Consider the following 25,871-nt stretch of genomic DNA (forward strand, 5'->3'; position numbering starts at 1 on the left):
ATGCAACAAGGGAAAGATTAATGAAAATCATGTTTAATTTACGTAAAAGCCTGATAAAGCTTACAATATTACCAATATTATTGGCCGGCTCAACAGCTGTATTAGCTGATAATAATAAAAAAAACCAACCATTACTCACACCTTGCTACATGGAAGGGCTTGCTGATAGGTTGATGTGTGGCAGTATTAGCCAGTCTTTATCGCAAAATCCGGCGGATGGTAATATTGATATCCACTTTGCTGTAATTCCAGCTATTAAACCAAGTTACCCTGACGAAGCCATTCTTGGTTTTGCCGGAGGTCCAGGGCAAGGCGCAATTGATCTCGCAGCTATCTTTAATAGAAACTTACAATTTGCCCGTGAAACACGCGATATAGTATTGATTGATCAGCGTGGCACGGGTTATTCAAATAAGTTGCAGTGTGACAGTGATGACTTGCAAACGCAGTTTGCATTTAATGAAGCCTTTGCTGATTTACCTGCTCTGGGCGCGCAAGACACGCAAAAGTGTAAAGATAAGCTCAATATTGATTTAAGTCATTTCACTACACCCGTTGCCGCTAAAGATTTTGAAGCGGTACGAAAAGCGCTTGGCTACAAAGGGTTTCATCTATATGGGGTGTCCTACGGCACGCGAATAGCGCAGGAATATACGCGTCAATTTCCAAGTTCAGTGATCACCAGCACGCTTGATGGTGTTGTACCTATGCAACAAAGTTTAGCTGCCATTGGTGAGGCTATTGATAGCTCGCTTGCAGCCCTATTTAGTCGTTGTGAAGCCAACGCACAGTGTGCTCAGCAATACCCTGATTTGAAAACTGAGTTTACAGCTTTATTGGCTAAACTCGATGCTCAACCAGTCGAGGTGCAGGTTTTACATCCGCGTACACATGAGACTATTACACTCGCTGTTACAAAAACAAAGTTTTTCGGGGCAATACGTATGGCTTTGTACAGTCATTCACGTCGTGCGATTGTGCCACTGGTTATTACACAAACTGCACAAGGAAATTATGCAGCATTGGCGGGCTTAATGGCTGGGGCTGATATGTCAGAAATGCTCGCCATGGGTATGCATAACGCCATCGTTTGTGGCGAAGACTGGCCACGATTAAATACACAAACCCGTCAGCAATATAATAAAACGTATGTGGGCAGCTTGATGATAGATGGGCTCGATATTATGTGCCCAATATTAAATGTAACAGCCGTAGATAAATCATTTTATCAACCCCTTAACAGCTCAACACCTACGTTACTGTTATCTGGTGAGCGTGACCCAGCAACACCGCCAAGTTGGGCTGAACTTGCTATGGTAAGCATGAGTGAAGCAACGCATTTGGTATCACCCACGGCAACTCATGGGATCGGCTCGCAAACGTGTGCGCCTAAAATAATCGCCCAATTTATTGATCAAAAAAATATGCAAGATATTGATACCGACTGTATCAAAGATAAAAACGATAAACAGTTCTTTATGAATATCAATGGTGTTGCACCAATGCATACTCAGACCGCAACTTTAAACGCACAAGACAAGGAGTAAACCATGATTAAAGTAACTAACTTAACAAAGAAAATTGGTGATGTTAATGCGTTAAACGATCTTAGCTTTAGCGCACAAAATGGTAAAATAACGGGTTTACTTGGCCCCAATGGTGCGGGCAAAACAACGTGTTTAAGAACGGTGTTTGGTTTGCTAAAAGCAGATAAAGGTATAGCTGAGATTGATGGTATTGATGTTGCAAAAAATCCAATGGCAGCTAAACAAAATTTGGGATTGTTTCCTGATCCTTGTGGATTGTATGAGAGATTAACGCCCAGAGAATATATAACCTTTTTTGCGCAGTTGAGCGGCATGTCAGAGGTTGCGGCAAAAGAAGCGACAGCAAAAGTGCTCGAAAAATTAAGCATGGATGATATTGCAGATCGTCGTTGCCAAGGGTTTTCACAGGGGCAGCGTATGAAAACAGCACTGGCTCAAGCTGTTGTGCATAACCCATCAAACATTATTTTAGATGAACCAACACGTGGTTTGGATGTTATGAGTACACGTATTTTAAGAGAGTTATTATTGCTACTTAAAGCGCAAGGGCACTGCGTACTGTTTTCATCGCATGTTATGCAAGAAGTGGCTGCATTGTGCGACCACGTGGTGATTATGGCCAATGGTAAAGTGGTTGCAGAGGGCTCAGTAGAGTCGTTATGTGAGCGAACAGGTAAAGACAGTTTAGAAGAAGCATTCATAGACTTGATAGGCAGTGACGAAGGAATTGCAGCATGATTAATTTATTAAAAGTGTTATATAAAAAAGAAGTCATGGATGCCAGTCGTGACAAACGTTCAGTAATGGCAGGACTTTATTATGCAATTGGTGCCCCGCTTGGCATATGCATACTTTTTACATTGCTATTACAACAGCTTGCATCGCCTGATGCATTAAAAATAACGATTGAAAATAGTCTTTCAGCACCTAACTTAGTGGCTCATTTAAAAAACAATGATATCGCAATGGGAACGGATAATACGGATAGCAAATTAAAGCCAATTATATTGCAAATAAGTGATGATTATCAGAAGAATATGCGCGAAGGTCGCCCAGCGACTGTAACGCTCATTGCAGATAAATCAGATGATAAGCTACGTAAACATATTCAACGCGTGGAAAAAACGCTTGCTTTGTATAATTCTGAAGTGGCTAGCTTAAGGTTAATTACACGGGGTGTCGACCCTCAACTAATGAGAGTGCTTGCGGTTGAGGTCAATGATCAAGCAACACCTGATTCTAAAGGTGGTATGTTCTTGGGGATTGCAACTCTATCAATGATTTTAACTGTATTTTATGCTGCAATGAACCTAGCAATAGATACCAGTGCCGGGGAGCGTGAACGTAATTCTTTATCATTATTGTTAAGTCACCCATTAAGTAGCTTACACATTGTATTAGCAAAATCGGCGGCGATAGCGACATTCTCTATGCTGGGATTAGCGATCATTCTAGTGGTGTCGAAGTTTTCTTACGGTATGGTGCCGTGGCAGCAGCTAGGGTTTAGCGTAACCATTACACCGTCATTTATGCTTTTTTGTGCCGTAGTTTGTTTGCCAATTGCATTTATGTCAGCCAGTTTACAGGTGTTTGTTTCGTTTACGGCAAAATCATTTAAAGAGGCGCAATCATACGTGACGATGGTGTTATTTATTCCGATGGCATTAAGCATGGTAACGACTTACGGTATTGCGACAGATATTGTGCAATGGTTACCTATTGCTGCGCAGCAATTTGCACTCATGGAGTTTATTAAAGGCAACCCAATACCGGTGCCACAATTAGTGCTATCAACATTGATTACAATTATATTGTTTGGCGTATTTAGTTATTTAAGTAGCCGTATGCTTAAAAGCGAAAAAGTAGTATTTGGTTTGTAAGTTTAAAAACCTTAAAAACATATTAAAAGCGGCCGTTGAGCCGCTTTTAATATGGAATGCGATTAAAGTGAAGTGATTGGCTTATCGCCATCGAATAACTCAAAGATGCTATTTTCGTTTGTTGAATGGTTGGCTATTAGTAATAGCGCATTCGCAACGTTTTCTCGACTGATTTTAGCCTCATTTCGCTCACTGGGTTGTTGTGTGGTAATTTTTAGTGAAGCATCTTCGTCGGTGAGTGAGCCTGGGCGTACGATTGTATAATTTAAGCCACTATTTATTAAATGCTCATCAGCCATGTGTTTTGCCACTAAATAAGGTTTTAAATCGCTTTGGATTGCATCCGGGTTATCTGCACCAATTGAACTGACCATGATAAAGCGCTTAATGCCATATTGTTTTGCATAATTTACGGCTTTAGTTGCCGCCCATAAATCAATTAATAACGTTTTATCATCACCCGTACTACCACCTGAACCTGCGGCAAAGATTACTTGCTCACAGCCATCAAACGCTTGGCTAAAGTCACTTTCAAGATCCTGCTCGATAATATCCAAGTAGCTACTACTTAAATCGCTTAACTTATTTTTATCGCGAACAAGCGCGATAACATGCTGCTGATCATTAAGTAGTAATTGTGTCGTCATTTTACCTATTTGGCCACTTGCACCTATGATTAATGTTTTGCCCATTGTTAACTCCTTTCGTTATAAATGAATCGCTAAATTACTCGCGTAACAATAGAGCTTGGGGGAGATATTTATTTTTAAAGGGGTATATAACAAGTAAGCACTAAACATGCTTTTACTAAGACAGGGTCATCTTTATCTTAAAGTTGCATGAAACGTGCAATAAAAAGTGGAGTAAATGAAATAAGCGTAGTTGCTGTGTTATCATTTTATTTCTTAATTTAATGCTTGCTCGGTCTTTTTTTTATTTTTCGAGGCACTATTTTTAGTACACAATAATATGATTAAGTATGGGTTTTATTTTTACAAAAAAGGCAATGAACAATGATGAATACTAAGCTTTATAAAATAGTTTTAAATTTAGCTGGCGAGCTTGTAGATGCAGCACAAAGAAAAAACCAAACTAGGTTTGATGCTCTTTACGCTGAGCTAAAAGCATTGTGTATTGAAAACGAAAGCACCGATAAAGATCATCCCGTTCAGTGGGAAACGTTAGCAGATTTTACTGACGAGTTTGAAGATGCAGTATTATTGTATGAAAAGGCATTAGCAAAAGCGGTAGAAATTAACGCGAAGGATTACATGTCATCAATCGCTTACTCAATAGCGACTATGCAAATAGAGCTAGGCCAAATTGAGGCTGCAATTACAAGTCTTGAAAACGCTAAAGTAAGCGCGAATAAAATCGCAGATAAAGAGCTAAAAACTGAAATTGACGAATTATTAGAAAAACTTTCAGCTAAATAATAGTGAACGCATTATTTAAATAGAAATAATTGGACGCGTTTAGCTTAAAAATAAACATTGCACTTATTAATAATTATTAAAGTTGTCAACATCGTTAATAATTATTAATAAAGTGGGATCTTGCTGCAGGACAATGTTAACAAGGGGAAGAGCTTTTGAAAGTATCAATAACACGACCGTTTGATAGTTTTCTTCGTGTTAATATATAAATAAAATTAAATAAAACTTGTTCTATGGTCGGATTTACTGTTATCCTTCTTCGCATCGGGTTGATAGAAAGCCCTGTTTATTTGTAAGTACCACGTTGTTATTAGTAATAATCCTTCGCGTTATCCTCAGTTAAATATTCGTTTTCTTCCTTGTTAAATTGCCTATTTTAAAGGCGCACTTTTATTAATTCTTAGGATACTATTATGTCTACTACAACTACTGGTTCAGTAAAATGGTTTAACGAAGCTAAAGGTTTTGGTTTTATTGAACAAGAGTCAGGCCCTGATGTTTTTGCTCATTTCAGCGCAATCACAAGTGATGGCTTTAAAACTCTAGCTGAAGGCCAACGTGTACAGTTTACTGTTACTCAAGGTCAAAAAGGCCCGCAAGCTGAAAATATCGTTTGCATCTAAATTGTTTAAATTGATGGGTTATTACTAACCCGTCAATATATAAGTTTGAAAAAAAATTGTTTATTTGTACGTACCACGTTGTTATTAGTAATAATTATACGCGCTGTCCTCAGTTAAATATTTTTTCCGGCTCAATCGTCTGAATTACAGACACACATTTACTATATTTAGGATATCTATTATGTCTACTACAACAACTGGTACAGTTAAATTCTTTAATGAAGCAAAAGGTTTCGGTTTTATCGAACAAGAGTCAGGTCCTGACGTTTTTGCTCATTTCAGTGCTATCTCTGGCGATGGTTTTAAAACCCTTGCTGAAGGCCAACGTGTACAGTTTACTGTTACTCAAGGTCAAAAAGGCCCGCAAGCTGAAAACATCGTTTGCATCTAATTGCCTTATTTAATGGGTTAGCAATAACCCATTAATGTTTAGAAGTTTGAAAGAAAGATTGTTTATTTGTACGTACCACGTTGTTATTAGTAATAATTCTACGCGTTATCCTCAGTTAAATATTTGTTTTTTCCAGCTCAACCGCCTCTTTATGGCACACTTTTATTAATTTTTAGGATATCTATTATGTCTAACACTACAACTGGTACAGTTAAATTTTTCAACGAAGCAAAAGGTTTCGGTTTTATCGAACAAGAGTCAGGTCCTGACGTTTTTGCTCATTTCAGTGCAATCTCAGGCGACGGTTTCAAAACTCTTGCTGAAGGCCAACGTGTACAGTTTACTGTTACTCAAGGTCAAAAAGGTCCACAAGCTGAAAACATCGTTTGCATCTAATTGCATACAATTTAATGGGTTAGCAATAACCCATTAATATTATTATTTAAAATAACTTCTGCATTTTTAATACATTTCACATTCTTTTATTCAGTATCTTATCGTACTCACAGTTTCGCGAAAATAATCCACTTTACCTGCCAACTCATGAGAAATAATATAAGTACGGCTGCTAACGTCTTTTTTTGCTTCACCATACCAAAATGATTGATCAAAGGTTGTTATATGCCAGCCATCCCCTAAAGCTTGAGATCCCATGCTTGTAATAAGGGTTCCTTTAGGAAAAATATCAGTACTTAGACGAGTTAATAAAGTTATAAAGCCAGCTTTGTCATTGCATTGTTGCCAACTGGTTTGCGCATCATCTTTGTAATGCTCTATACGCAGATCAATATCGTCAGCAATTAAATCTAGTAATGCCATATTTCCTTTTTCGAATAAATTTAAAACTTTATGAATTGCAATATCACTATAGCGTTCAATCATTTTTTAGTCCTTTTGGTTAATTGTATTGTTTTCTCAGTTGAAATTAGCAAATTCATAGCTATAGGTATAATATTGTTTATATTATCAATCTATAGGTAAATTATGTGATAGAGGTTAGGCCATTAACTTACTTCATCTCAGCATATGAGGAAGGATCAATCACTGCAGCGGCATCGCGATGTTTCATTGCTCAGCCTTCAGTTACTCATGCTATTAAAACTCTGGAAATAAGTTTAGGTGTTAAGTTATTTGAACGCAGTAAACGAGGTATAAAACCCACCGCTGATGGCCATAAGCTTTACAAACTTGCGAGTGATTTACTGTTACAAAACCAGCAGTTAGAGGCCGCTTTTATACCTAGCAATGTGCACGAGTTAAATCTATATGTGCAGCCGGATATAAATATCGAGCGCTACGCTAATATTCTAGAACTGATAAAAAATACACCTATAAATGTTAACTTATTCATCGTTGATGTTATTGAACAAGCGCAAATAGCGCTGATTGATGAGCAATTATTACCACCACAGTTTAAATTTAAAGGGCTAAACCAAGAAGGCTATAAGCTGATCGTACATAAAGATCACCCCTTAGCGAAAAATAAAACAGTGGGTTTGAATGAGTTGCAAGGGTTAGCCTTTATTGAAAGGCCTTACTGCACTAATCGAAAAGCATTTGAAAGACTTATTAGTGATGAAAATATATCAATCACTTATCAAGGCAAAGCTATCCATGACTTTCAGCTTCAAGGCCTTGTAAAGTTAGGTTTCGGAGTTGCTGTTATACCTGAATCATACATTCAAAAAGAATGTGATTTAAAGTATATTCCGATTGTCTTAAATAACCCTATAATGCGCTCGATTGTATTAGCTTATCGAAAGTTACCAAAGAGTGTAGTTGCAGTTATCGAAGGTACCTCACTGATTTAAAGTTTTTATTTTATATCTCAGCCGTAAGGTATTATAGGTAAGTTAAATTGGCGATTTAGCCTATGCGCTATCTGAGGTATAATGCTTGAATTGTTGGTAATTGCCTCAATATAGTGATTACTTATTGCGATGTTGCATTATTTTAAATACAAGTACACCTCGTGATAATATCACACTTTATAACATCGCATTTATTCTTAAAATTTGGATTTGTCGTGGCGCAAGTAAGAGCTAGAGTCCAGCTTAATGTTGGCAAAAACAGTGATATTCCCGCAGAAATAATCTCATTCAGCGGTTTAAAAGATGGTCAAGAGCATGTTGCATTGGTATTTAACCGTGCAGATACAGAGCAATCTGTACCACTTATCCGTATGCATTCTGAGTGTTTAACAGGCGATGTATTTCATTCATCTCGCTGTGATTGTGGCGAACAACTCAATGAATGTATTGAGATGATGAACCAACAGGGTGGTATTTTGCTCTATTTACGCCAAGAAGGGCGCGGCATTGGTTTATATAACAAAATCGATGCTTATGTATTGCAATCACAAGGTATGAATACCTATGAAGCAAATAACCATTTAGGGTTTGCTGATGATTTACGTGACTTCTCAGACGCCGTTTTGATGCTTGAAGCGATGGGGTTAAATCATGTTAAATTAATGACAAATAACCCAAATAAATTAAATGCACTGCGAGATGCTGGGATTGAGGTTGATTCAGTTGTAGGCACTCACGCTCATATTAAAGCGGGTGTCGTAGGGAATCGTGCTTATTTAGAAACTAAAATTAAGCACGGCGCGCACATGTTAGATATAAAGAAGATTAAAAAACCATAGTTTTGAGCTTTCAACTCTGTGATCCCACCTTGCGCCGAGTTATACTCGGCGTGTTTTGTTGCTAATTTAAGAGCTAGTATGTCAATTGAATTACGAGTATTTAAAGCCGATGCTGGGCTGAAATGGTTTAAAGCTGGGTGGCATATTTTTAAAACACAGCCATTTACCTTTATTTTTATGCACTTATTTATAGGTATTGTCGGCTTACTGTCGCTATTTTTGCCTTTTTTGCAAATATTAGCCGCGCTTGCAACGCCATTTTTAACGGCTGGTTTTTACCAAGCGGTAATTACTAAGCAGCAAGGCGGAAAAATTATGCTGGCCGATATTCTTAAGCCTTTCACGGCTAAAGGTAATCGAATGGGGCTATTACGTTTGGCATTGTACCAAATGGCAGCGGGTATACTGATGGCACTATTAGCCAGTGGTTTATTTGGTGAAGCGGTTGAAATTATGAGTAATCCAAATGTAGATCCAAATATCGCATTGCAGCAAGTCATTAACAGTATTTCGATGGCGAATGTGGCTTTGTTTTTAATTGCTTTGTCGGTTTATTTAACCGCGTTTGCGTACGCTGTACCACTGGTTTATTTTAATAAACAAAAACATATATTTGAAGTGCTAAAAAGCTCATTTATGGTGTTTTATCACAACATGGCTCCACTGAGTATATACGGCGCAATTGCAGCGGGTTTGATGATGTTTTCAATGTTCTTATCATTCTTGCCTCTGTTGGTTTTAATGCCGATTTGTTACATTAGTTTTTTTGTTTCTTATCAAGCTATTTTTATGCCGATTGTACCGCCAGCAGATGAAAAGCCTGTGGCGCAGCAGCATAATGATGACAGCGGTCGTTTTGACGCGTAATGGCTGATGAAATGGATGAAGCTTTACAAAAAAAGCTAAAGAATTATGTACTTTGGTTACTCGGACGCCAAGAATATTCGCGTCGAGAGTTAACCCAAAAATTACAGCAAAAAGAGGCAACGCCTGAATTTATCGAGGCTTTATTAGATTGGTGCGAAGAGCACAATTTTATTAATGAGCAGCGTTATATTGAAGGGTTTGTTCGTCGTCATATTGCTAAAAAACATGGTTTAAAGCGTATACAAAGCGAAGCCATGGGAAAAAGGATTGACCGAACACTTTTAGAAAGTGTTATTGAATCATTTGAAATAGATTGGTTTGAGTTAGCGCAGGATGCGTATTTAAAGAAATATTCAAATTCACAGGACGACTTCGATCACAAAGAAAAAGCTAAGCGCGTGCGCTACTTAATGTATCGAGGGTTCAGTTACGAACAAATAGATTTTGCAATGCAAGCACAGTAAAAATGGGTGAGACGTTCACATGCAGCACATGACTACCGCACAGATCAGGCAACAGTTTTTAGACTTTTTTGCCAGTAAACAACATCAAATTGTTCCATCAAGCTCGCTTATTCCGGGTAACGATGCGACATTATTATTTAATAATGCCGGCATGGTACAATTTAAAGACGTATTTTTAGGCGCAGAAAGTCGCCCTTATAACCGCGCAACAAGCTCACAACGTTGTGTGCGTGCCGGTGGTAAGCATAACGATTTAGAAAATGTAGGCTACACAGCCCGTCACCATACATTCTTTGAAATGTTAGGTAACTTTAGTTTTGGTGATTACTTTAAGCAAGACGCGATTAAGTTTGCTTGGGAATTTTTAACCGACGTAGTAAAACTACCTAAAGAAAAACTGCTTGTTACTATTTATCATGACGATGAAGAAGCATTTGGTTATTGGGCTAACGAAATTGGTTTGCCTGAAGAGCGTATTATTCGTATTGCTACCTCAGATAACTTTTGGTCAATGGGTGACACTGGTCCATGTGGCCCATGTTCTGAAATTTTTTATGATCATGGCGAACATATTTGGGGCGGCCCTCCAGGCTCGCCTGAAGAGGATGGCGACCGTTTCATTGAAATTTGGAACTTGGTATTCATGCAGTATAACCGTCAAAGCGACGGTGCGATGGAGCCGCTTCCTAAGCAGTCTGTTGATACGGGCATGGGTCTTGAGCGTATTGCCGCTATTTTACAAGGCGTACATTCAAATTACGAAATAGATTTATTCCAAGGCTTGATTAAAGCAGCTGCAGAAGTGACCAATGCACAAGATATGGATGATAAATCACTGCGCGTAGTCGCGGATCATATTCGTTCATGTGCATTTTTGATCTCAGATGGTGTAATGCCATCAAATGAAGGTCGTGGTTATGTACTGCGCCGCATTATTCGCCGCGCGGTTCGCCACGGCAACAAACTAGGCGCACAAGGTTCTTTCTTTTATAAATTAGTAGCGGCGTTAATCGAGCAAATGGGTCAAGCGTACCCTGAGCTTGCAAAACAACAAGAAATTATTGAAAAAGTACTGCGTATCGAAGAAGAGCAGTTTGGTAAAACACTTGAGCGTGGTTTAGCTATTTTAGAAGATAGCTTAACGAGTTTAACCGGTGATGTGATCCCTGGTGAATTAGTCTTTAAACTTTATGATACATACGGTTTCCCTGCTGATTTAACCGCTGACGTTGCCCGTGAGCGCTTTATGAGTATTGATGAGCAAGGCTTCCAAGAGTGCATGGCTGTGCAGCGTAAGACTGCCCAGCAAGCGGGTAAATTTGGTGCAGATTACAACCAACAATTAAAATCAGATAAACACACAGACTTTAAAGGCTACACTGCAACACATTATAGCGGTACTGTAATCGAAATGTTCGCACAAGGTGAAACGGTATCAGTACTTGAGGATGGCCAACAAGGTATTGTAGTGCTGGACCGTACACCATTCTACGCTGAATCAGGTGGCCAAGTTGGCGACACAGGCACGCTAACAGTTGCCGGTGGTGAATTTACTGTTACTAATACAACCAAGCTTGGTAATGCTTTTGCACATCACGGAACAGTGATGGGTCGTATTGGTGTGAACGACAAAGTAGATGCAAACATTAATGATGCGCGTCGCGATCGCGTTAAAAAGAACCATACTGCTACGCATATTCTACACGAAGCACTGCGTCAGTTATTAGGCGACCACGTATCGCAAAAAGGCTCATTAGTAGACCCTGAACGTTTACGTTTTGATTTCTCGCATTTTGAAGCGGTTACTAAAGCTGAGCTACGTGAAATTGAGCGTGTAGTAAACGACGAAATTCGTCGTAACTTTGCCCTTAACACTGAGTTGATGGCAATCGATGAGGCCAAAGAAAAAGGCGCAATGGCGTTATTTGGTGAAAAATACGATGACGAAGTTCGCGTAGTCACCATTGGCGATTACTCGATTGAGCTGTGTGGTGGTACTCACGTAAATCGTGCCGGTGATATCGGTTTATTCAAAATCGTATCTGAAAGTGGTATTGCTGCTGGTGTACGTCGTATTGAAGCGGTAACAGGCGCTGATGCCATAGCTTACGTGAGCACGCAAGAGCAGCATTTAAACGATGTAGCGGCACTGGTAAAAGGCGATAGCGCCTCAGTGCTTGAAAAAGTAACCGCTTTGCTTGAAAAATCAAAAGGCCTTGAGAAACAAATTGCACAGTTAAGCGATAAGTTAGCAAGCGCAGCGGGTGCATCTTTACTTGATTCAATCGTTGAAATTAATGGCATTAAGCTACTTGTGGCAAACGTTGAAGGCACTGAATCAAAAGCGTTACGCGGCATGGTTGATGATCTTAAAAATAAGATTGGCTCAGGTGTTATTGCTTTAGGCGTTGCTGATGGCGACAAAGTAAGCCTGATTGCTGGTGTTACGAAAGACTTAATCGGTAAAGTTAAAGCGGGTGAGCTTGTGAACCACATGGCGTCTCAAGTTGGCGGTAAGGGCGGCGGTCGCCCTGATATGGCACAAGCCGGTGGTTCGCAGCCACAACATTTAAGCGCAGCACTTGATAGTGTTACAGCTTGGTTAACTGAGCGTACTTAAGCTTAAGTGGCGCTTATTGTTCAAAAGTTCGGTGGCACTTCGGTAGGCTCTATTGAGCGTATAGAAGCTGTTGCCGACCTTGTTGTGAAAACTAAGCAACAAGGACATCAAGTGGTGGTGGTGCTCTCTGCAATGTCTGGAGAGACTAACCGCCTCATCAATCTTGCCAAACAAATCGATGCTCGTCCGAGCAGCCGTGAACTCGATGTACTTCTAACAACGGGTGAACAAGTTTCTGTAGCACTACTTGCTATGGCTATTATAAAGCGTGGCCATTCTGCGGTGAGCTTATTAGCAGATCAAGTGAATATTCGTACTGATAATATGTTTGGTAAAGCGCGTATTGAAGACGTAGCAGCAACAAGGCTAAAACATGAACTTGAGCATAATCGCATTGCAATTATAGCTGGATTTCAGGGGCGTGATGTTGAAGGTAATATTACAACGCTTGGTCGTGGCGGTACAGATACCTCTGCAGTTGAGATTGCAGGTGCAATAGGTGCCGATGAATGTCAAATCTACACAGATGTTGACGGAGTCTATACAACCGATCCTCGTATTGAGCCTAAAGCGCGGCGTATGAGTCATGTCACTTTTGAAGAAATGTTAGAAATGGCTAGCCTCGGTGCAAAGGTATTGCATATTCGCTGTGTAGAAGCCGCTGGTAAATATAATTTACCGATAAGGGTGTTGTCGAGTTTTAACCCAGATCAAGGCACACTAATTAGCTTTGAGGAAACCGATATGAAAAGTAATGTGGTCTCTGGTATTGCTTTTAATCGTGACGAAAGTCTTATTAACGTTAATGGTGTGCCTAGTGGCACTGAGTATTTAGCGTCAATATTGAAACTTTTTTCAGAAAATGGCATCGAAATAGATATGATTAATCAAGTTAATCATAACTTTGAAAAAATAGACTATGCTTTTACAGTACACACTAATGATTTTGATCAATCGCTTGAAGTATTACGTAATAATCCCCACTGTATTAACAGTGATGATGTTTCAGGTTGTAGCTCAGTAGCTAAAGTATCAGCCGTTGGTGTAGGTATGAAATCACACTCAGGTGTGGCAAGTTTATTTTTTGATGCATTAGCAAAAGAGAATATTCAAGTGTTATTAGTATCAACATCTGAGATTAAAATCTCAGTTTTAATAGATGAAAAATACTTAGAATTGGCAGTACGTGCATTACATAAGGTTTTTTTAACGGAAAATGAATCGATTTAGAGTTTTTACTTACTTTTAAGGCTTATTTTCTTTAAGATACGAACGCGGAATCTTTTAATTTATTGGAATAATGGGAGCAAGAGAATGCTAATACTAACTCGTCGAGTAGGTGAAACCCTAATGATTGGTGACGAAGTAACAGTCACTGTACTAGGTGTTAAAGGAAATCAAGTACGTATTGGTGTTAATGCACCTAAAGACGTATCGGTACACCGTGAAGAAATTTACATGCGTATCCAAGCTGAAAAGTCTAACCCGAATCCGGGCAACGATTAATTAGCCAATTGAATTGATATGAAAGAGCCGCTTATTAAGTGGCTCTTTTTTTTATGTATTGAATAACGTCATCAGTGAGTACGCTGTTTGAAATATATTGCATACCTTTACTACTTTTTAAAACAATGCCTTGATTAGTAAAGATCACTTCATCAATGTTTTGCCATTCAAGTTGATAGCTTTTATACGGATTAACGCTTTTAAACCCTTCTTTATCAATCGTTAGGGTCGCTTCTGAACCTGATGCACGACTGAGCATTTGACGCGTTACCCACCAAGGTCTACGGTAGTAAAAAGCAACACACTCCAATACAGCAGCCATGATCATAAAGTTGCCTAAATAGTGCTTATCCATTACATATATTGCAATCAGCCCAAGGCTTACCAGCAATGCTAAAAAAGCATATTTAGGTTTTGCTTGTCCACTATAGGGCAATGATTCATCAAAACATTCATAAAAATAAGGTTTATCAAGGGTGTAGCTTGTAGTGAATAACATAGTTTTACTATTGATTCTAACAGTTGCGCTATTTTAGCAAGCTTAATTAAAAAAAGCCGTTTCTTTTGGCTTTCATTATGAGATGTTAAACAAAATAATGACGCTTTATGATGGGTAATATGTTTGGTTTAATGAGTTCGATCATTGTGTTGGTAAGTGCAAGCTCACTCAGTGCTAGCCCAATAGAAGCAAAACCGGTGACAGATTTTTTGGTTATGGCAGACATGCCTTATACAATTATTGATCATAAAAACTTAGCCCCCACAGGTCTTTTAGGCAAAAAAATAGCGCAAACTCCTCATGGTTTTTTAATGCACTTAGGTGATATGAAAGCGGGCGCAGAGCCATGCACTGATAAGTTACTTACAACACATAAGCAACTGCTTAGCACTTTAACAGAGCAGCCATTTGTATTTACACCAGGGGATAATGATTGGACCGACTGCGACCGTGAAAACTTAACCCCTCGTTATGATGAGCTAGAGCGTTTGGCTTTTATAAAAGAATTGATGTTTGATAAGGCTTACCTTGAAAAATTGACTACACTGACGGGCTTTAAACGCCAAACGAGTATGACAGAAAATGCGCGTTGGCAGTTCGCTGACGTTGAATTTATGACGCTGCATATAGCGGGGACTCATAATGGTCGTCGGCAAGTATTAAAAAGTGATAAGCAAATGGCTTATCACCACGCAGACTTAAGAGATAGCAATAACCTAAGCTGGTTAGCGCAAGCAGACCCAAAAGCCAAAGCCTATGTTATAGCTTTTCAGGCAGATATTTATACTCATAAAACGGAGCAAGCTGCATGCAGTGAGTTGGTTACTGCCAATTGTGATGGCTTTAAAATCTATCGTGATGCACTAGCGCAGTTCGCCCAATCGGTGGAAAAACCTGTACTTGTCATTCATGGCGACACCGGTGAGTTTTGCCAACAAAAGTTAGCTGCTAATTTAACTCGTTTAAATGCACCCGGCGACTATATGTTTAGCGATATTGCCCAAGTTAGCATTACTGAAAGTAAAGATAGCAACGGGATAAACTGGCAAATTACGAGCCTTAAAACCAACAAACCATTAGTAAGAATCTGTAACTGAGCAATCTATGTTTAAGTTAATAATTGAATGTTAAGCGCACAGTAAACATATCTGCTTGCTGGGTAACATTATAGTGCCAGTTTAGTTGTTTACAGGCTTGGTTGATGATCATAAAGCCAAGTCCATTGCCTTTTTGGGTAATGTCTTTATTCGTAGTATTAGTAAATGTAATGCCAGTTTCACAAAGAGTTACCTGTAAATCGCCATTTGCATAATGTTGATAATTTCTACTGATTTGTTCTAACATTAAATTCAGTAATGGCTTGTAAGTTTTGATTTTTAAAGTTTTTATACTCATTTTAAGAACAATGCACACACCTTTGTTCGCTAAATTAGTTTGCCAATTTTTAAGGTAGGTAGTTAAGTTTACCTCGTGTAAGTGGCATTCTTCTAATTGCCATAATGCTAAAATAGCATCACTACTTGTGGTGAGGTTTTTGTGTGCATGAGACAGTTGATCTATTATAGGTAGAGCCGCAAGTGGTAAATCATCTTGCTGGGCGAATAAAGACAAACAATGGTTTATTTGGCTCAATGGTGTTCGCACTTCATGGCTTAAAAAAGCGGACAGTAAACGCTCTTTTTGTTGTGCATCTTGCTCTTTCGCTCTAATTGACCTCAACTGAATTGCAACAGTATCAAATTCATCAAAATAAAAAGTACGAATTTTCTTATCATGGACAGTGGCATGTAGCTTTAAAGTTTCAGTGATGATTTTTTTCGCACTATTTATGTTGATAACAATAATAACGACAGTGAGTATCCCAGCTATAAGCGCTAACCAAGGGAGTAAAGAGAGGGACTCTGCTTGGGCAAAATAATGAACTACAAATATTGGAGTGGTGTTTGTGCTGTATGGCAAAATATAAACATCATCACGATTGTGTTGTAATAGCGATACCTCGTTAAGCTCTAGTTGCTGTTGCTGCCATAAGTCAATGATCCAAGCTGGTAAGTCGTTTATGTTTTTAGTAACAATTTTAAAATCATCAATGTAAGGCTGCGCCAAATGGTTTTCAGCTAATTGCTCCGCATCATAAAACAGGTAATGTGCGGCGGTATCATCTAATGCATAGTGATAGCTATTTAATACGATAGCTATCCAAATCACTATAATCGTGAGTAGTGTAATGGCTGTACGTAATACTAAAAATTGGCTGATTGAATGTTGTTTTACTTTAGTCATTTGCCAACCTAAGCGCTACGCCTTGTTTTTTTAACGTATGCAGTAGCTCCACCTCGTCATCTTTAGTGAGGTTCGTTCTTAGTCGCGTAAGTAGTGACTTATACATGTTGTTATTTACATCTTGATCTGGCCAAACTGTATTTATTATCATCTCTTTACTCACTGGAGCAGGGCTATGCCTTAGTAATAAAGCGACTAAAGTCCATTGTTGAGGTGATAAAATAATAGTGCGCTGCGCTCGTTTTATAATTTTAGCTTCTAGATCGATACTCAGGGTATCAAGATTAAAGTGTGTGGCTTCACAGCTATGTTTTTTTGCAAGTAATTTTATTCTTATAACTAATTCTTCAAGTGCAAATGGCTTGGTTAAATAATCAAGTGCCCCTGCTGCAAATGCGGCGAGTTTATCTTCAAGCGCACTGCGTGCAGTGAGGAATAAAATAGGCGCGGTGTTAGTATCACGCCATTGTTGTGCTAATGATAAACCAGTGCCATCGGGTAAGTTGATATCAAGGATAATGGCATCATAATGTTGCCCAACACAGATCCCTTTTGCTTGCGCTAAAGAGCGGGCATAGTCCACCTCAATACCTTCATTTTCTAAAAAGGTAATAGCTTGTTGTGCAAGAATTGCGTCGTCCTCAACTAATAATATAATCATGGTGTTCTAGGGCCTGCTTATTTTTAGAGAGTAAATTTACAGTAATGAGTTTATTTTCAGTCATGTAGAGCCTGTGGTGTGTGGTTACTCCCCATAAATAGGCGATAACGTAGCATAAATGCTAAACATGCGCTGCCCTTTGTACTCTGACGCGGGGTGATAAAACAGCCCCTTTATTGAACGTATTTTAATCATAAAAAGTCAACTGCTTCTATACTGTTACCTTTAAGTTACCATTACTTTGTTAGTGTAGCGCTAAATATTTGGAGACAACAATGGGTACTATTAAAATGAATTTAGCAACGAGTGTTTTTGCTCTCAGTTGTATGCTGTCTGGCTGCGGTGATACGCCACCACAAGCATCTGAAAAACAAACCGATAACAATAATTCTAACGCGCATGTGGCGACTAAAGTTCTTTATAATGCGGATGTGTATACGGTTAACGGTCAACAACCGTGGGCACAGGCAGTCGCTTTGCAGGATAACAAAATAGTATTTGTTGGCTCTAACGATGACGTTCAAGATTTTATTGGGGCAACTACAAGCGTACTTAATTTAGAAGGTAAAATGGTACTGCCAGGGTTTCACGATGTGCATATGCATCCTTTAGAGTCAGCATCGACTGCAACTCAGTTTAGTATCCCAAGTGACGCTACAACTAATGACTATATTGATGCTATTTATAGTGCCTCGGTACAAAATCCAGATGCGACATGGCTAATAGGTTATGGGCATGAAATAGCGACTTTACTCGCTATGCGTGACTCGCCACTTTCTGTAATAAATGAAGCCGTTAAAGATAGACCTGTGATCATCATGGAACAAACATCGCACTCTATGTGGGTCAATAGTAAAGCACTTGAACTGGCAGGAATTACGAGCCAAAGTAAAGATCCAATTGGTGGGGTGATTGGTCGCGATGAAGAAGGCTACCTTGACGGTATTTTATATGATAACGCAGGTAATCAGGTGATGGAGCTTGCTATGCAGTCTTTACCAGATGCACAGCAACAAGATTACTTAGGGTTAATTGAATACACTATGCCCGAACTGAACAAGGCAGGCATAACGTCAATCAGCGATGCGCGTACGTATTGGCAGCGCGGGCACATAGAAACGTGGCAACGGGTTGCTGACGAAGATAAATTAAGTTTACGAGTTAATTTAGGGTTGTGGGCATATCCGCAAATGAATGACGAAAAACAAATTGCTAAGCTAAAAAGCTTGTACCAGTCAGACCAAAATAGCTTGTTAAAAGTAAACCAAGTAAAGTTTTATATGGATGGTATTTTAGTTAATACGACCGCCGCAATGCATGAACCTTATGCCATTAATTGGCTCGATTTATATGGTAATAAAGGGCTTAATTACTTTTCTCAAGCGCGTATTGAAAAGTATCTGACAGCACTGGAAAACCAAGGGTTTGATTTTAATATCCATGCCATTGGTGATAGAGGGATCAGCGAAGCGCTCAATGCGATAGGTAATGCGTCTATGGGTAAATCTCGTCACCGAATTACCCATTTAGAAGTCATAGATCCTGATGACTATAAACGCTTTGCACAGCTTAATGTAATTGCTGATGCGCAAGTTGCGGGAGAGTTTACTAACCCGGCGCATTGGCCTGAAGTCGCTGAGTTTATTGGCACCGAGCGAGCGCAAGATTTAGTACCAATAAAAAGCCTGGTAACGGCAGGAGCAAGGCTAACACTTAGTAGTGATTGGAATGTCAGTACGTTTGATCCTTTAGTAGGGTTAATGCATGCAGTTACCCGCGCACCACAGGCAATTACTTTAGAGCAAGCCATTGCAGCGTACACTATTAATAGTGCGTATGCGATGCGACAAGATGATTTAGTAGGCAGTATTGAAGTGGGTAAACACGCTGATCTCGTCGTACTTGATAAAAACCTATTCAACATTAAACCAGACGAAATTACATCGGTGAAGGTGATGATGACATTGCTAGACGGCGAGCAAGTCTATAAACGTTAATAATTTAATCATTGAAAGTAGCCGTTTTAAATTCGAGTGAATAGCAGTGGCATTCACTCGAGTTTAAAGTTATTACAGTTAGTCACCTCTTAAACCGGCATCTTTCATAAGGTTTTCAAGCTCATCTTGTAATTCAAACAGTTCAGGTTCTATTTGCTCTAGTTCACAGTCATTTTTAAGCGAAGTTTCAATAGTTTCTGAAAGAGCCTTTAACTTTGGCACTCCCGTATAACAACACGCACCATGAAATTTATGAATAATACTTAAAACATGCTCACAATCTTGGCTAGTGGTGGCCTCATCAAGTAGGCGCAATGTTTCTGGCACACTCAGTAGTAACATGTTGAGCATTTCAAGGGCGAGCTCATTTTTACTTCCGGCACGTTGCAATGCCAATGGCCAATCTAGCGATGTGCTAACAAAAGGAGGCTCTATGTATGCTTGGATATTCCGATTTTTGTCACGTTTAAGAGGCGATTGTGGACTATGATCACTAATAATTTGTTTTAGCATATCCTCATCAATTGGCTTGGTTAAATAGCCTTTAAAACCGTCTTTAATGAGTTGTTCTTTTTCACCAGCAAGCGCATGGGCGGTGACAGCAATAATAGGCGTGTCTTCATTTAATGAGGATTCTAAAATTAATTTGCAGGCAGTAATACCATCCATTATGGGCATTTGAATGTCCATAAAAATAATATCGTATTTATTGCTCTTACAAATGCTATAAGCTTGGGATCCGTTATGAGCGGTATCTATGTGCTCTATTTGCTCTTCAAGTAATGTGCAAATGAGTTTTAAATTAGCATCGTTGTCATCAACCACAAGGACTTTAAGCGGCAGTAGCTTTTCGGTGTTTTCTTCAATGTTATGAACAGGGTGATCAAGGCGATACGGTGCTGCAAGTACTTCACATAATTTGCGATGGTTGAGTGGTTTACTAAGGCATGCATCTGCACCGCAGCCTATATAGGCTTCTCGCATATTATGAGAGACGGTATTGAGCATTAAATATAAGTAATCGGTAGAGTCTCTAGCGGCTTTAATATAGCCTTTTAAACGCTGCATTTCATCGACTGCAGCAACATGGCCGATAATACAAATGTCGTAATTAAACTCTTTGTTTATCTCTGCTAAAAAGCTTTCTTCTGTAAAGCAGCCCGTCACTTGAGTTTGCCATTCATTTAATAATGACAATACAGCATGGTGAGTATGCTCATGCGGCTCAAGATATAAAATGCGTTTGTTAGCAAGTGATTTACTCGGCAAATCACTATTGTAACTATGATTAGGGATTCTAAATACACCATTAAAGGTAAAGCACGTACCTTGGCCCGGCGCTGAATTGAGGGTTATTCGACCGCCCATCGCTTCAACGATATGCTTAGTAATAATCAAACCTAAACCAGTACCCCCAAACTTACGTGTAATGCTTGAGTCCGCTTGGCCAAAAGGGGTAAACAATGCATCTTGCTTATCCATTGGAATGCCAACGCCCGTATCAGTAACTGAGACTAAAACAGAGGCGCGCTCTTCATCAAGCAGTCGATGGCCTATATCAATTTTGATTGCGCCTTTTTCAGTAAACTTAATGGCGTTGCTGATCAAATTGATTAACACTTGCTTAAAGCGAGTTGGGTCACCGGTAATGTTATCAGGTACTTGTGAATTAATATAAATCGATAGTTCGAGCTGTTTTTCATCAGCACTTGGGGCTAGTAAAGTGAGCACTTCGTTAACGTTATCGCGTAGCTGGAATTGAATTGATTCAAGTTCCATTGCACCAGCTTCTAATTTAGAAAAATCTAAAATATCACTAATGATAGTCATTAAACTATTGGCTGATAACTCAATGGTATCGAGGTAATCTTTTTGATGTTTATTAAGCGGTGTTTTATGTAACTGCCGAGTAAAACCAATTACACCGTTAAGAGGCGTTCGTAATTCATGACTCATTTTTGCTAAAAAGTCAGATTTAACACGGTTAGCGTCTTGCGCATCTGTTTTGGCAATGCTGAGTTGAATATTTTGTGTTTCATAAAGCTCTAATGATTCACGTAAATCGCTGGTGGCTTGGTCAATGTGTTTTTGCATCTCATCTTTTTGACCCACCATGGTATCTGAAATTGTATTTAGGCCTTGGCGTAATAATTCAAATTCGCCAACCATAGGCTGCACTAAACCAGTGTCTCTTTTACCTTCTATTAGTTTATCTGTTGCTAAAACAAGTCTGTTTAAAGGCGTCATAAACATATGACTTAAACGAATCGCCAATATCGCAGCAAGTACTAAAGCCAGAATAATAATAATACCGGTAACTAATAACGCGCGTTGTTGGCCAATAATGGCCTGACTTTTATTTAGTTGTACCACAACCGTGCCAAGCGATGCTTGAAATGCTGCGCTGTCCCATTGTGAATCGGGTGTTGAATGATTAATGATGGGAGTAAAAAAGGTAATAAGGTGATTATTGTCTAAAACTTTTGTTGTTTTGGTATTTTTTAAATTTTCGTCATGCATAAGATCATCAAAGTCACGATGATAGTTACTTGTTAGCACGAGTTCATTGCGTTCATCAAAAATGGCAATGGTCTTAATTGAAGGGGAGTGTTTATTATGAGCATGACTGATCAAACGGTTTAGCAGTTGTTTGTTTTTTGCCAATAGGGGTTGTTCAATTGCAATTGAAAGAGGCTCAGAAATAGTGCTGCCTTGCTGATATAAAATTTCATCAAGCTCAATGTAACGATTTATTGTAAAATAGCCGCCAAGTAACAACCCAATAAGCACTGTGGGAATAAGTGTTAGCGTTAAAACTGAGTCGCGCAAACCAAGTTTAGTCATAAGTGAACGTTGTTATCATTATTAGTTAGTTAAAGAGTATATACTTATAAGCTAGTAATCAATCACTCACGTAGAATCAATATTTAAGGTGTTGCCCGATGGCGCAGTTTTTCCAAGCAAAAAAGAAAACCCTCACGCAAGAGTCATTAACATTGGCTATCACAGGCATGGATCATCAGGGGCGAGGGGTCGCAAAGCACCATAACAAAGTGTGTTTTGTAAATGGAGCACTGCCGGGCGAAACCGTTAAAGTTAAACTAACAGAAGATAAAGCCCGCTACAGCGCGGCAAATACGATCAAAGTCATTAGCGCCAGTGAATCACGAGAAAAACCTTTTTGTGAGCATTACCAACAGTGTGGCGGGTGTCAGTTGCAACACTTACGCCTTGATCAACAATTAGTTGAAAAGCAAGTTGCTGTGAGCCAGTTGTTTACAAAGTTTGCCAAGTTAGATGGCATGAATTGGCAAGTGCCTTTACTTAGCGCGCCAACGCATTACCGTCGCAGTGCACGCTTAGCTGTTATGTACGACAAAACAGCGAAGAAAATGCGCGTTGGTTACCGTGCTCAAGGCTCAAAGCAAATCGTGTCGGTTAAACAATGTGAAGTGTTAAGCGATGTGTACCGCGATATTTTTAGTGTTTTTGATACAGTACTAAATCAAAATGGCGAGCTTAGAAGTGTGAGTCATATTCAATTATGCCAAGCTGACAAACATAATTTTGTTGTACTTCGCCATACAAAAAACATTAGTGAGGCGTTAAAAAATACAATTATAGAACTTGGTTTGGTGCATAAGTGGCGTGTTATTTTTCAAGGTGAAAGCCAACATATTGAGCATAGCCATTTACCTATGCCATTTTATCATTTACCTGAATTAGACTTAAAATTTGAGTTTGGCCTTGATAACTTTATTCAGGTTAACGCGCAAGTAAATCAGGCTATGCTATTGCAAGCCGTAAAATGGCTTGATTTAAAAGGCACAGAGCAGGTTTTAGATTTGTTTTGCGGCATTGGAAATTTCTCATTGGCGATTGCAAACTACGCAAAAAGTGTGATTGGTGTAGAAGGTGTTTCATCGGCGGTTGCAATAGCGGCGCAAAATGCGCAAACTAACCAAATTACAAATGCTCAATTTCATTGTTTTGATTTAACTCAGGCAATGCAACAAGCGCCGTGGTTTAGTAAAGACTTAGATATATTGGTGCTTGACCCTTCTCGTACCGGTGCTATGGCTATTTTAGAGCAACTGCCACTTAAGCAGTTTAAAACAATTTTATATGTGTCTTGCGATCCTGTTACTTTAGCCCGTGACAGCGCGATTATTACGCAAGCGGCATTTTCACTCGAAAAAATAGGGCTAATGAATATGTTCCCGCACACAGGGCATATTGAAACAATGGCGTTATTTCAAAGGAGGTAGAGCGCATTATGGTAGCTACTCGGCAATCACACCAACACGATACACAGGGTGATTTTAATACACGACTTGATTTACTTAATTTAACGCAAGAAAAACGCGACCAGTTAAATAAAGCAAATACCCTTTGTGCAGAGCTTCAAAATCATCACCAGCAAAATATGGCCATGGAAATGGTTGAAATTTTAGTGGAGATGAACCTCGATTCAGACACGCTAGTAACGGCCTATATTACACCGTGTTTTTTAGCTAACCTCATTGAAATAGACACCATTAGTGAAGTAATGGGCAGTCATGTAGCTTCACTGCTAACGGGGGTTTCGCAAATGGCGACCATTAGCACTTTGGCGCATCAAGGAACTGGGACAGTACAAGTTGATAAAATACGGCGTATGTTATTGGCGATGGTTGAAGACGTACGTGCCGTTGTAATTAAGCTTGCTGAGCAGGTGTGCTATTTGCGCGAAGTTAAAAACGCCACTGAAGAAGAGCGTGTTATTGCCGCAAAAGCCACGGCTGATATTTTTGCGCCGCTAGCGAACAGGTTAGGAATAGGTCAACTTAAGTGGGAGCTTGAAGATCTTTCATTTCGCTACCTACACCCAGATTTATACAAGAGCATTGCCAAGCAATTAGACGATAAGCGCCTTGGCCGTGAAGCGTATATGGCTGATATGGTCGAGCAGGTAAAAACAAAGCTAGAGCAAGTGGGTATCAAGGCTGAAGTGTATGGTCGGCCAAAACATATTTACAGCATCTACAAAAAAATGGCGCAAAAGAACTACGAGTTTGACCAGCTGTTTGATATTCGCGCAATGCGGATTGTTGTGGATGAATTACAAGATTGTTACGGTGCACTTGGTATTGTGCACACTAATTGGCGTCATCTTAATAAAGAGTTTGATGACTACGTAGCAACACCAAAACAAAATGGTTACCAGTCAATTCATACAGTGGTGTTTGGCCCTGAAGGTAAAACGGTTGAAATTCAAATTCGTACCCATGCCATGCATCAAGATGCTGAGCTAGGAGTTGCCGCTCACTGGATGTATAAAGAAGGTGCATTGCCTGGGCGTGGCTCTGGCTATGAGCAAAAAATTAGCTGGTTACGTAAATTATTGCAATGGCAAGAAGAAGTCGTTGATGGCAGTGACCTAGCGGATGAGCTAAAAAATCAAGTGGTCGAAGATCGCGTGTATATATTTACACCGCGTGGCGATATTTTTGATTTACCACTGGGCGCGACCCCTTTAGATTTTGCATATTACATTCATTCAAATGTGGGGCATCGTTGTATTGGTGCAAAAGTATTTGGCAAAATAGTGCCATTCACTCATCAATTACACACCGGTGATCAGGTTGAAATATTAACTCAAAAACAACCTAACCCCAGCCGAGACTGGTTAAACCCATCGTTAGGTTATATTAAATCATCGCGTGCAAGAGCAAAAATACACCATTGGTTTAAGCAGCTCGATCGCGATAAAAACCTCAGTGCAGGTAAAGAAATTCTCGATAATGAATTGCAAAAGCTTGATTTAAACTACAAACATCTTGAACCGGCAATTAAGCGCTTTAATTTTAAAGAGTTAGATGACTTAATGGTCGCGATTGGCGCAGGCGATGTGCGTTTAAATCAATTACTTAATTTTATAACCGACAGAACCGATGATGAACCCGTTATTCGGTTTAAAACGCCTAGCAAAGTTAGCGGTGACAAAAATGGGATCGTGGTTGACGGTGTCGGCAGCTTAATGAGTCATATGGCCAAATGTTGCCGCCCAGTTCCTGGTGATCAAATTATTGGTTATATAACACAAGGGCGTGGCATTGGTGTTCATCGTGATGACTGTGATTCGTTCACCAATTTAAAAACACAGCATCCAGAGCGCGTCATAGCTGTAAGTTGGTCAGATGAAATTCATGGCTCTTACGCATTAGCAATTAAGATAGAAGCCAGCGATAGAGCAGGGCTTATTCGTGATATTAGCTCTGTGTTAGCGAATGAAAAAGTTAACGTGTTGAGTATGAACATGGAAATGGTCGATGCGCGTCAACTAGCGCTCTTTACCATGCAAGTGGAAGTGCATGATCTGTCCAGTACTAACAGGCTTTTATCAAAGTTAGATCAAATCGAAGGTGTGCATGAAACCAAGCGCAGTCACTAATATCACAACTAGGA

Annotated in this window: 24 protein-coding genes; 18 read left to right on the plus strand and 6 right to left on the minus strand. The window is 39.4% G+C overall.

The features are described from left to right. Positions 1-20: 20 nt before the first annotated feature. Genes A7967_RS01755 through A7967_RS01765 form a run of 3 tightly spaced genes read left to right on the plus strand, consistent with a single transcriptional unit; the run spans position 21 to position 3,427 of the window. Entirely contained in the window at positions 21-1,547 is a 1,527-nt protein-coding gene (locus A7967_RS01755) for an alpha/beta fold hydrolase (protein WP_064435320.1), read from the plus strand. A 3-nt stretch (positions 1,548-1,550) separates the two neighbouring features. Beyond that, positions 1,551-2,285 (plus strand): ABC transporter ATP-binding protein, encoded by a 735-nt coding sequence (locus tag A7967_RS01760; protein WP_054453805.1) that lies wholly within the window; start codon positions 1,551-1,553, stop codon positions 2,283-2,285. Further along, positions 2,282-3,427 (plus strand): ABC transporter permease, encoded by a 1,146-nt coding sequence (locus A7967_RS01765; RefSeq protein ID WP_054453808.1) that lies wholly within the window; start codon positions 2,282-2,284, stop codon positions 3,425-3,427. The genes A7967_RS01760 and A7967_RS01765 overlap by 4 nt, the downstream gene beginning before the upstream one ends. A 62-nt stretch (positions 3,428-3,489) precedes the next feature. Here A7967_RS01765 and A7967_RS01770 read toward each other — a convergent pair whose 3' ends face one another. Further along, positions 3,490-4,119 (minus strand): SDR family oxidoreductase, encoded by a 630-nt coding sequence (locus A7967_RS01770; RefSeq protein ID WP_064435321.1) that lies wholly within the window; start codon positions 4,117-4,119, stop codon positions 3,490-3,492. Between the two features lie 321 nt (positions 4,120-4,440). Here A7967_RS01770 and A7967_RS01775 point away from each other — a divergent pair, with 321 nt between their 5' ends. The 4 genes from A7967_RS01775 (at position 4,441) to A7967_RS01790 (ending at position 6,273) form a co-directional block, all read left to right on the plus strand. Beyond that, on the plus strand, positions 4,441-4,863 hold the full coding sequence (locus A7967_RS01775; protein ID WP_054203414.1) for a hypothetical protein: 423 nt from the start codon (positions 4,441-4,443) through the stop codon (positions 4,861-4,863). Between the two features lie 413 nt (positions 4,864-5,276). Beyond that, positions 5,277-5,486 (plus strand): cold-shock protein, encoded by a 210-nt coding sequence (locus A7967_RS01780; RefSeq protein ID WP_054203413.1) that lies wholly within the window; start codon positions 5,277-5,279, stop codon positions 5,484-5,486. A 181-nt stretch (positions 5,487-5,667) separates the two neighbouring features. Continuing rightward, positions 5,668-5,877 (plus strand): cold-shock protein, encoded by a 210-nt coding sequence (locus A7967_RS01785; protein ID WP_016706518.1) that lies wholly within the window; start codon positions 5,668-5,670, stop codon positions 5,875-5,877. Between the two features lie 186 nt (positions 5,878-6,063). After that, positions 6,064-6,273: a cold-shock protein gene (locus tag A7967_RS01790; RefSeq protein ID WP_054203412.1), complete on the plus strand. Its 210-nt coding sequence runs from the start codon at positions 6,064-6,066 to the stop codon at positions 6,271-6,273. A gap of 90 nt (positions 6,274-6,363) precedes the next feature. Here A7967_RS01790 and A7967_RS01795 read toward each other — a convergent pair whose 3' ends face one another. Next, positions 6,364-6,759 carry a hypothetical protein gene (locus A7967_RS01795; RefSeq protein ID WP_054203411.1) on the minus strand — a complete coding sequence of 132 codons (396 nt, stop codon included), beginning with the start codon at positions 6,757-6,759 and terminating at the stop codon, positions 6,364-6,366. A 104-nt stretch (positions 6,760-6,863) separates the two neighbouring features. Between A7967_RS01795 and A7967_RS01800 the strand changes: the two genes are divergently transcribed. From A7967_RS01800 to csrA, 7 genes are all read left to right on the plus strand, one after another. Then, positions 6,864-7,688 carry a LysR family transcriptional regulator gene (locus tag A7967_RS01800; RefSeq protein ID WP_054453810.1) on the plus strand — a complete coding sequence of 275 codons (825 nt, stop codon included), beginning with the start codon at positions 6,864-6,866 and terminating at the stop codon, positions 7,686-7,688. A 215-nt stretch (positions 7,689-7,903) separates the two neighbouring features. Next, positions 7,904-8,527: a GTP cyclohydrolase II gene (locus A7967_RS01805; RefSeq protein WP_054203409.1), complete on the plus strand. Its 624-nt coding sequence runs from the start codon at positions 7,904-7,906 to the stop codon at positions 8,525-8,527. Positions 8,528-8,605: 78 nt separating this feature from the next. Continuing rightward, the gene (locus A7967_RS01810) at positions 8,606-9,394 is read left to right on the plus strand and encodes a BPSS1780 family membrane protein (RefSeq protein WP_054203408.1); all 789 of its coding nucleotides are present in this window, start codon (positions 8,606-8,608) and stop codon (positions 9,392-9,394) included. Between the two features lie 11 nt (positions 9,395-9,405). Continuing rightward, positions 9,406-9,858, plus strand: a complete 453-nt coding sequence (locus A7967_RS01815; protein WP_054203484.1) for a regulatory protein RecX — start codon at positions 9,406-9,408, stop codon at positions 9,856-9,858. A gap of 19 nt (positions 9,859-9,877) precedes the next feature. Continuing rightward, complete coding sequence (gene alaS / locus A7967_RS01820) at positions 9,878-12,478, plus strand: alanine--tRNA ligase (RefSeq protein ID WP_054203407.1); 2,601 nt, start codon at positions 9,878-9,880, stop codon at positions 12,476-12,478. Between the two features lie 6 nt (positions 12,479-12,484). Continuing rightward, on the plus strand, positions 12,485-13,708 hold the full coding sequence (locus tag A7967_RS01825) for an aspartate kinase (RefSeq protein ID WP_054203406.1): 1,224 nt from the start codon (positions 12,485-12,487) through the stop codon (positions 13,706-13,708). A gap of 84 nt (positions 13,709-13,792) precedes the next feature. Next, entirely contained in the window at positions 13,793-13,984 is a 192-nt protein-coding gene (gene csrA, locus A7967_RS01830; protein WP_054203405.1) for a carbon storage regulator CsrA, read from the plus strand. A 34-nt stretch (positions 13,985-14,018) separates the two neighbouring features. On the opposite strand, the gene A7967_RS01835 is transcribed toward csrA, so the two are convergent. After that, a complete protein-coding gene (locus A7967_RS01835; RefSeq protein WP_054203404.1) occupies positions 14,019-14,483 on the minus strand; it encodes a YcxB family protein in 465 nt (154 codons plus the stop codon). Positions 14,484-14,590: 107 nt separating this feature from the next. Between A7967_RS01835 and A7967_RS01840 the strand changes: the two genes are divergently transcribed. Further along, positions 14,591-15,580: a hypothetical protein gene (locus tag A7967_RS01840; protein WP_064435322.1), complete on the plus strand. Its 990-nt coding sequence runs from the start codon at positions 14,591-14,593 to the stop codon at positions 15,578-15,580. Positions 15,581-15,596: 16 nt separating this feature from the next. Here A7967_RS01840 and A7967_RS01845 read toward each other — a convergent pair whose 3' ends face one another. Further along, positions 15,597-16,766 carry an ATP-binding protein gene (locus A7967_RS01845; protein ID WP_054453812.1) on the minus strand — a complete coding sequence of 390 codons (1,170 nt, stop codon included), beginning with the start codon at positions 16,764-16,766 and terminating at the stop codon, positions 15,597-15,599. Beyond that, entirely contained in the window at positions 16,759-17,427 is a 669-nt protein-coding gene (locus A7967_RS01850) for a response regulator transcription factor (protein ID WP_064435323.1), read from the minus strand. The genes A7967_RS01845 and A7967_RS01850 overlap by 8 nt, the downstream gene beginning before the upstream one ends. A gap of 275 nt (positions 17,428-17,702) precedes the next feature. Between A7967_RS01850 and A7967_RS01855 the strand changes: the two genes are divergently transcribed. Next, a complete protein-coding gene (locus tag A7967_RS01855) occupies positions 17,703-19,424 on the plus strand; it encodes an amidohydrolase (protein ID WP_054453816.1) in 1,722 nt (573 codons plus the stop codon). Positions 19,425-19,502: 78 nt separating this feature from the next. On the opposite strand, the gene barA is transcribed toward A7967_RS01855, so the two are convergent. After that, complete coding sequence (gene barA, locus A7967_RS01860; RefSeq protein ID WP_054453818.1) at positions 19,503-22,268, minus strand: two-component sensor histidine kinase BarA; 2,766 nt, start codon at positions 22,266-22,268, stop codon at positions 19,503-19,505. Positions 22,269-22,366: 98 nt separating this feature from the next. Here barA and rlmD point away from each other — a divergent pair, with 98 nt between their 5' ends. Both rlmD and relA read left to right on the plus strand, forming a co-directional pair. Then, on the plus strand, positions 22,367-23,692 hold the full coding sequence (rlmD, locus tag A7967_RS01865) for a 23S rRNA (uracil(1939)-C(5))-methyltransferase RlmD (protein ID WP_054203399.1): 1,326 nt from the start codon (positions 22,367-22,369) through the stop codon (positions 23,690-23,692). 8 nt (positions 23,693-23,700) lie between these two features. Further along, on the plus strand, positions 23,701-25,857 hold the full coding sequence (gene relA, locus A7967_RS01870; protein ID WP_054203398.1) for a GTP diphosphokinase: 2,157 nt from the start codon (positions 23,701-23,703) through the stop codon (positions 25,855-25,857). Positions 25,858-25,871 lie beyond the last annotated feature (14 nt).

The sequence above is a fragment of the Pseudoalteromonas neustonica genome (genome assembly GCF_001653135.1).
Lineage (GTDB): Bacteria > Pseudomonadota > Gammaproteobacteria > Enterobacterales > Alteromonadaceae > Pseudoalteromonas > Pseudoalteromonas neustonica.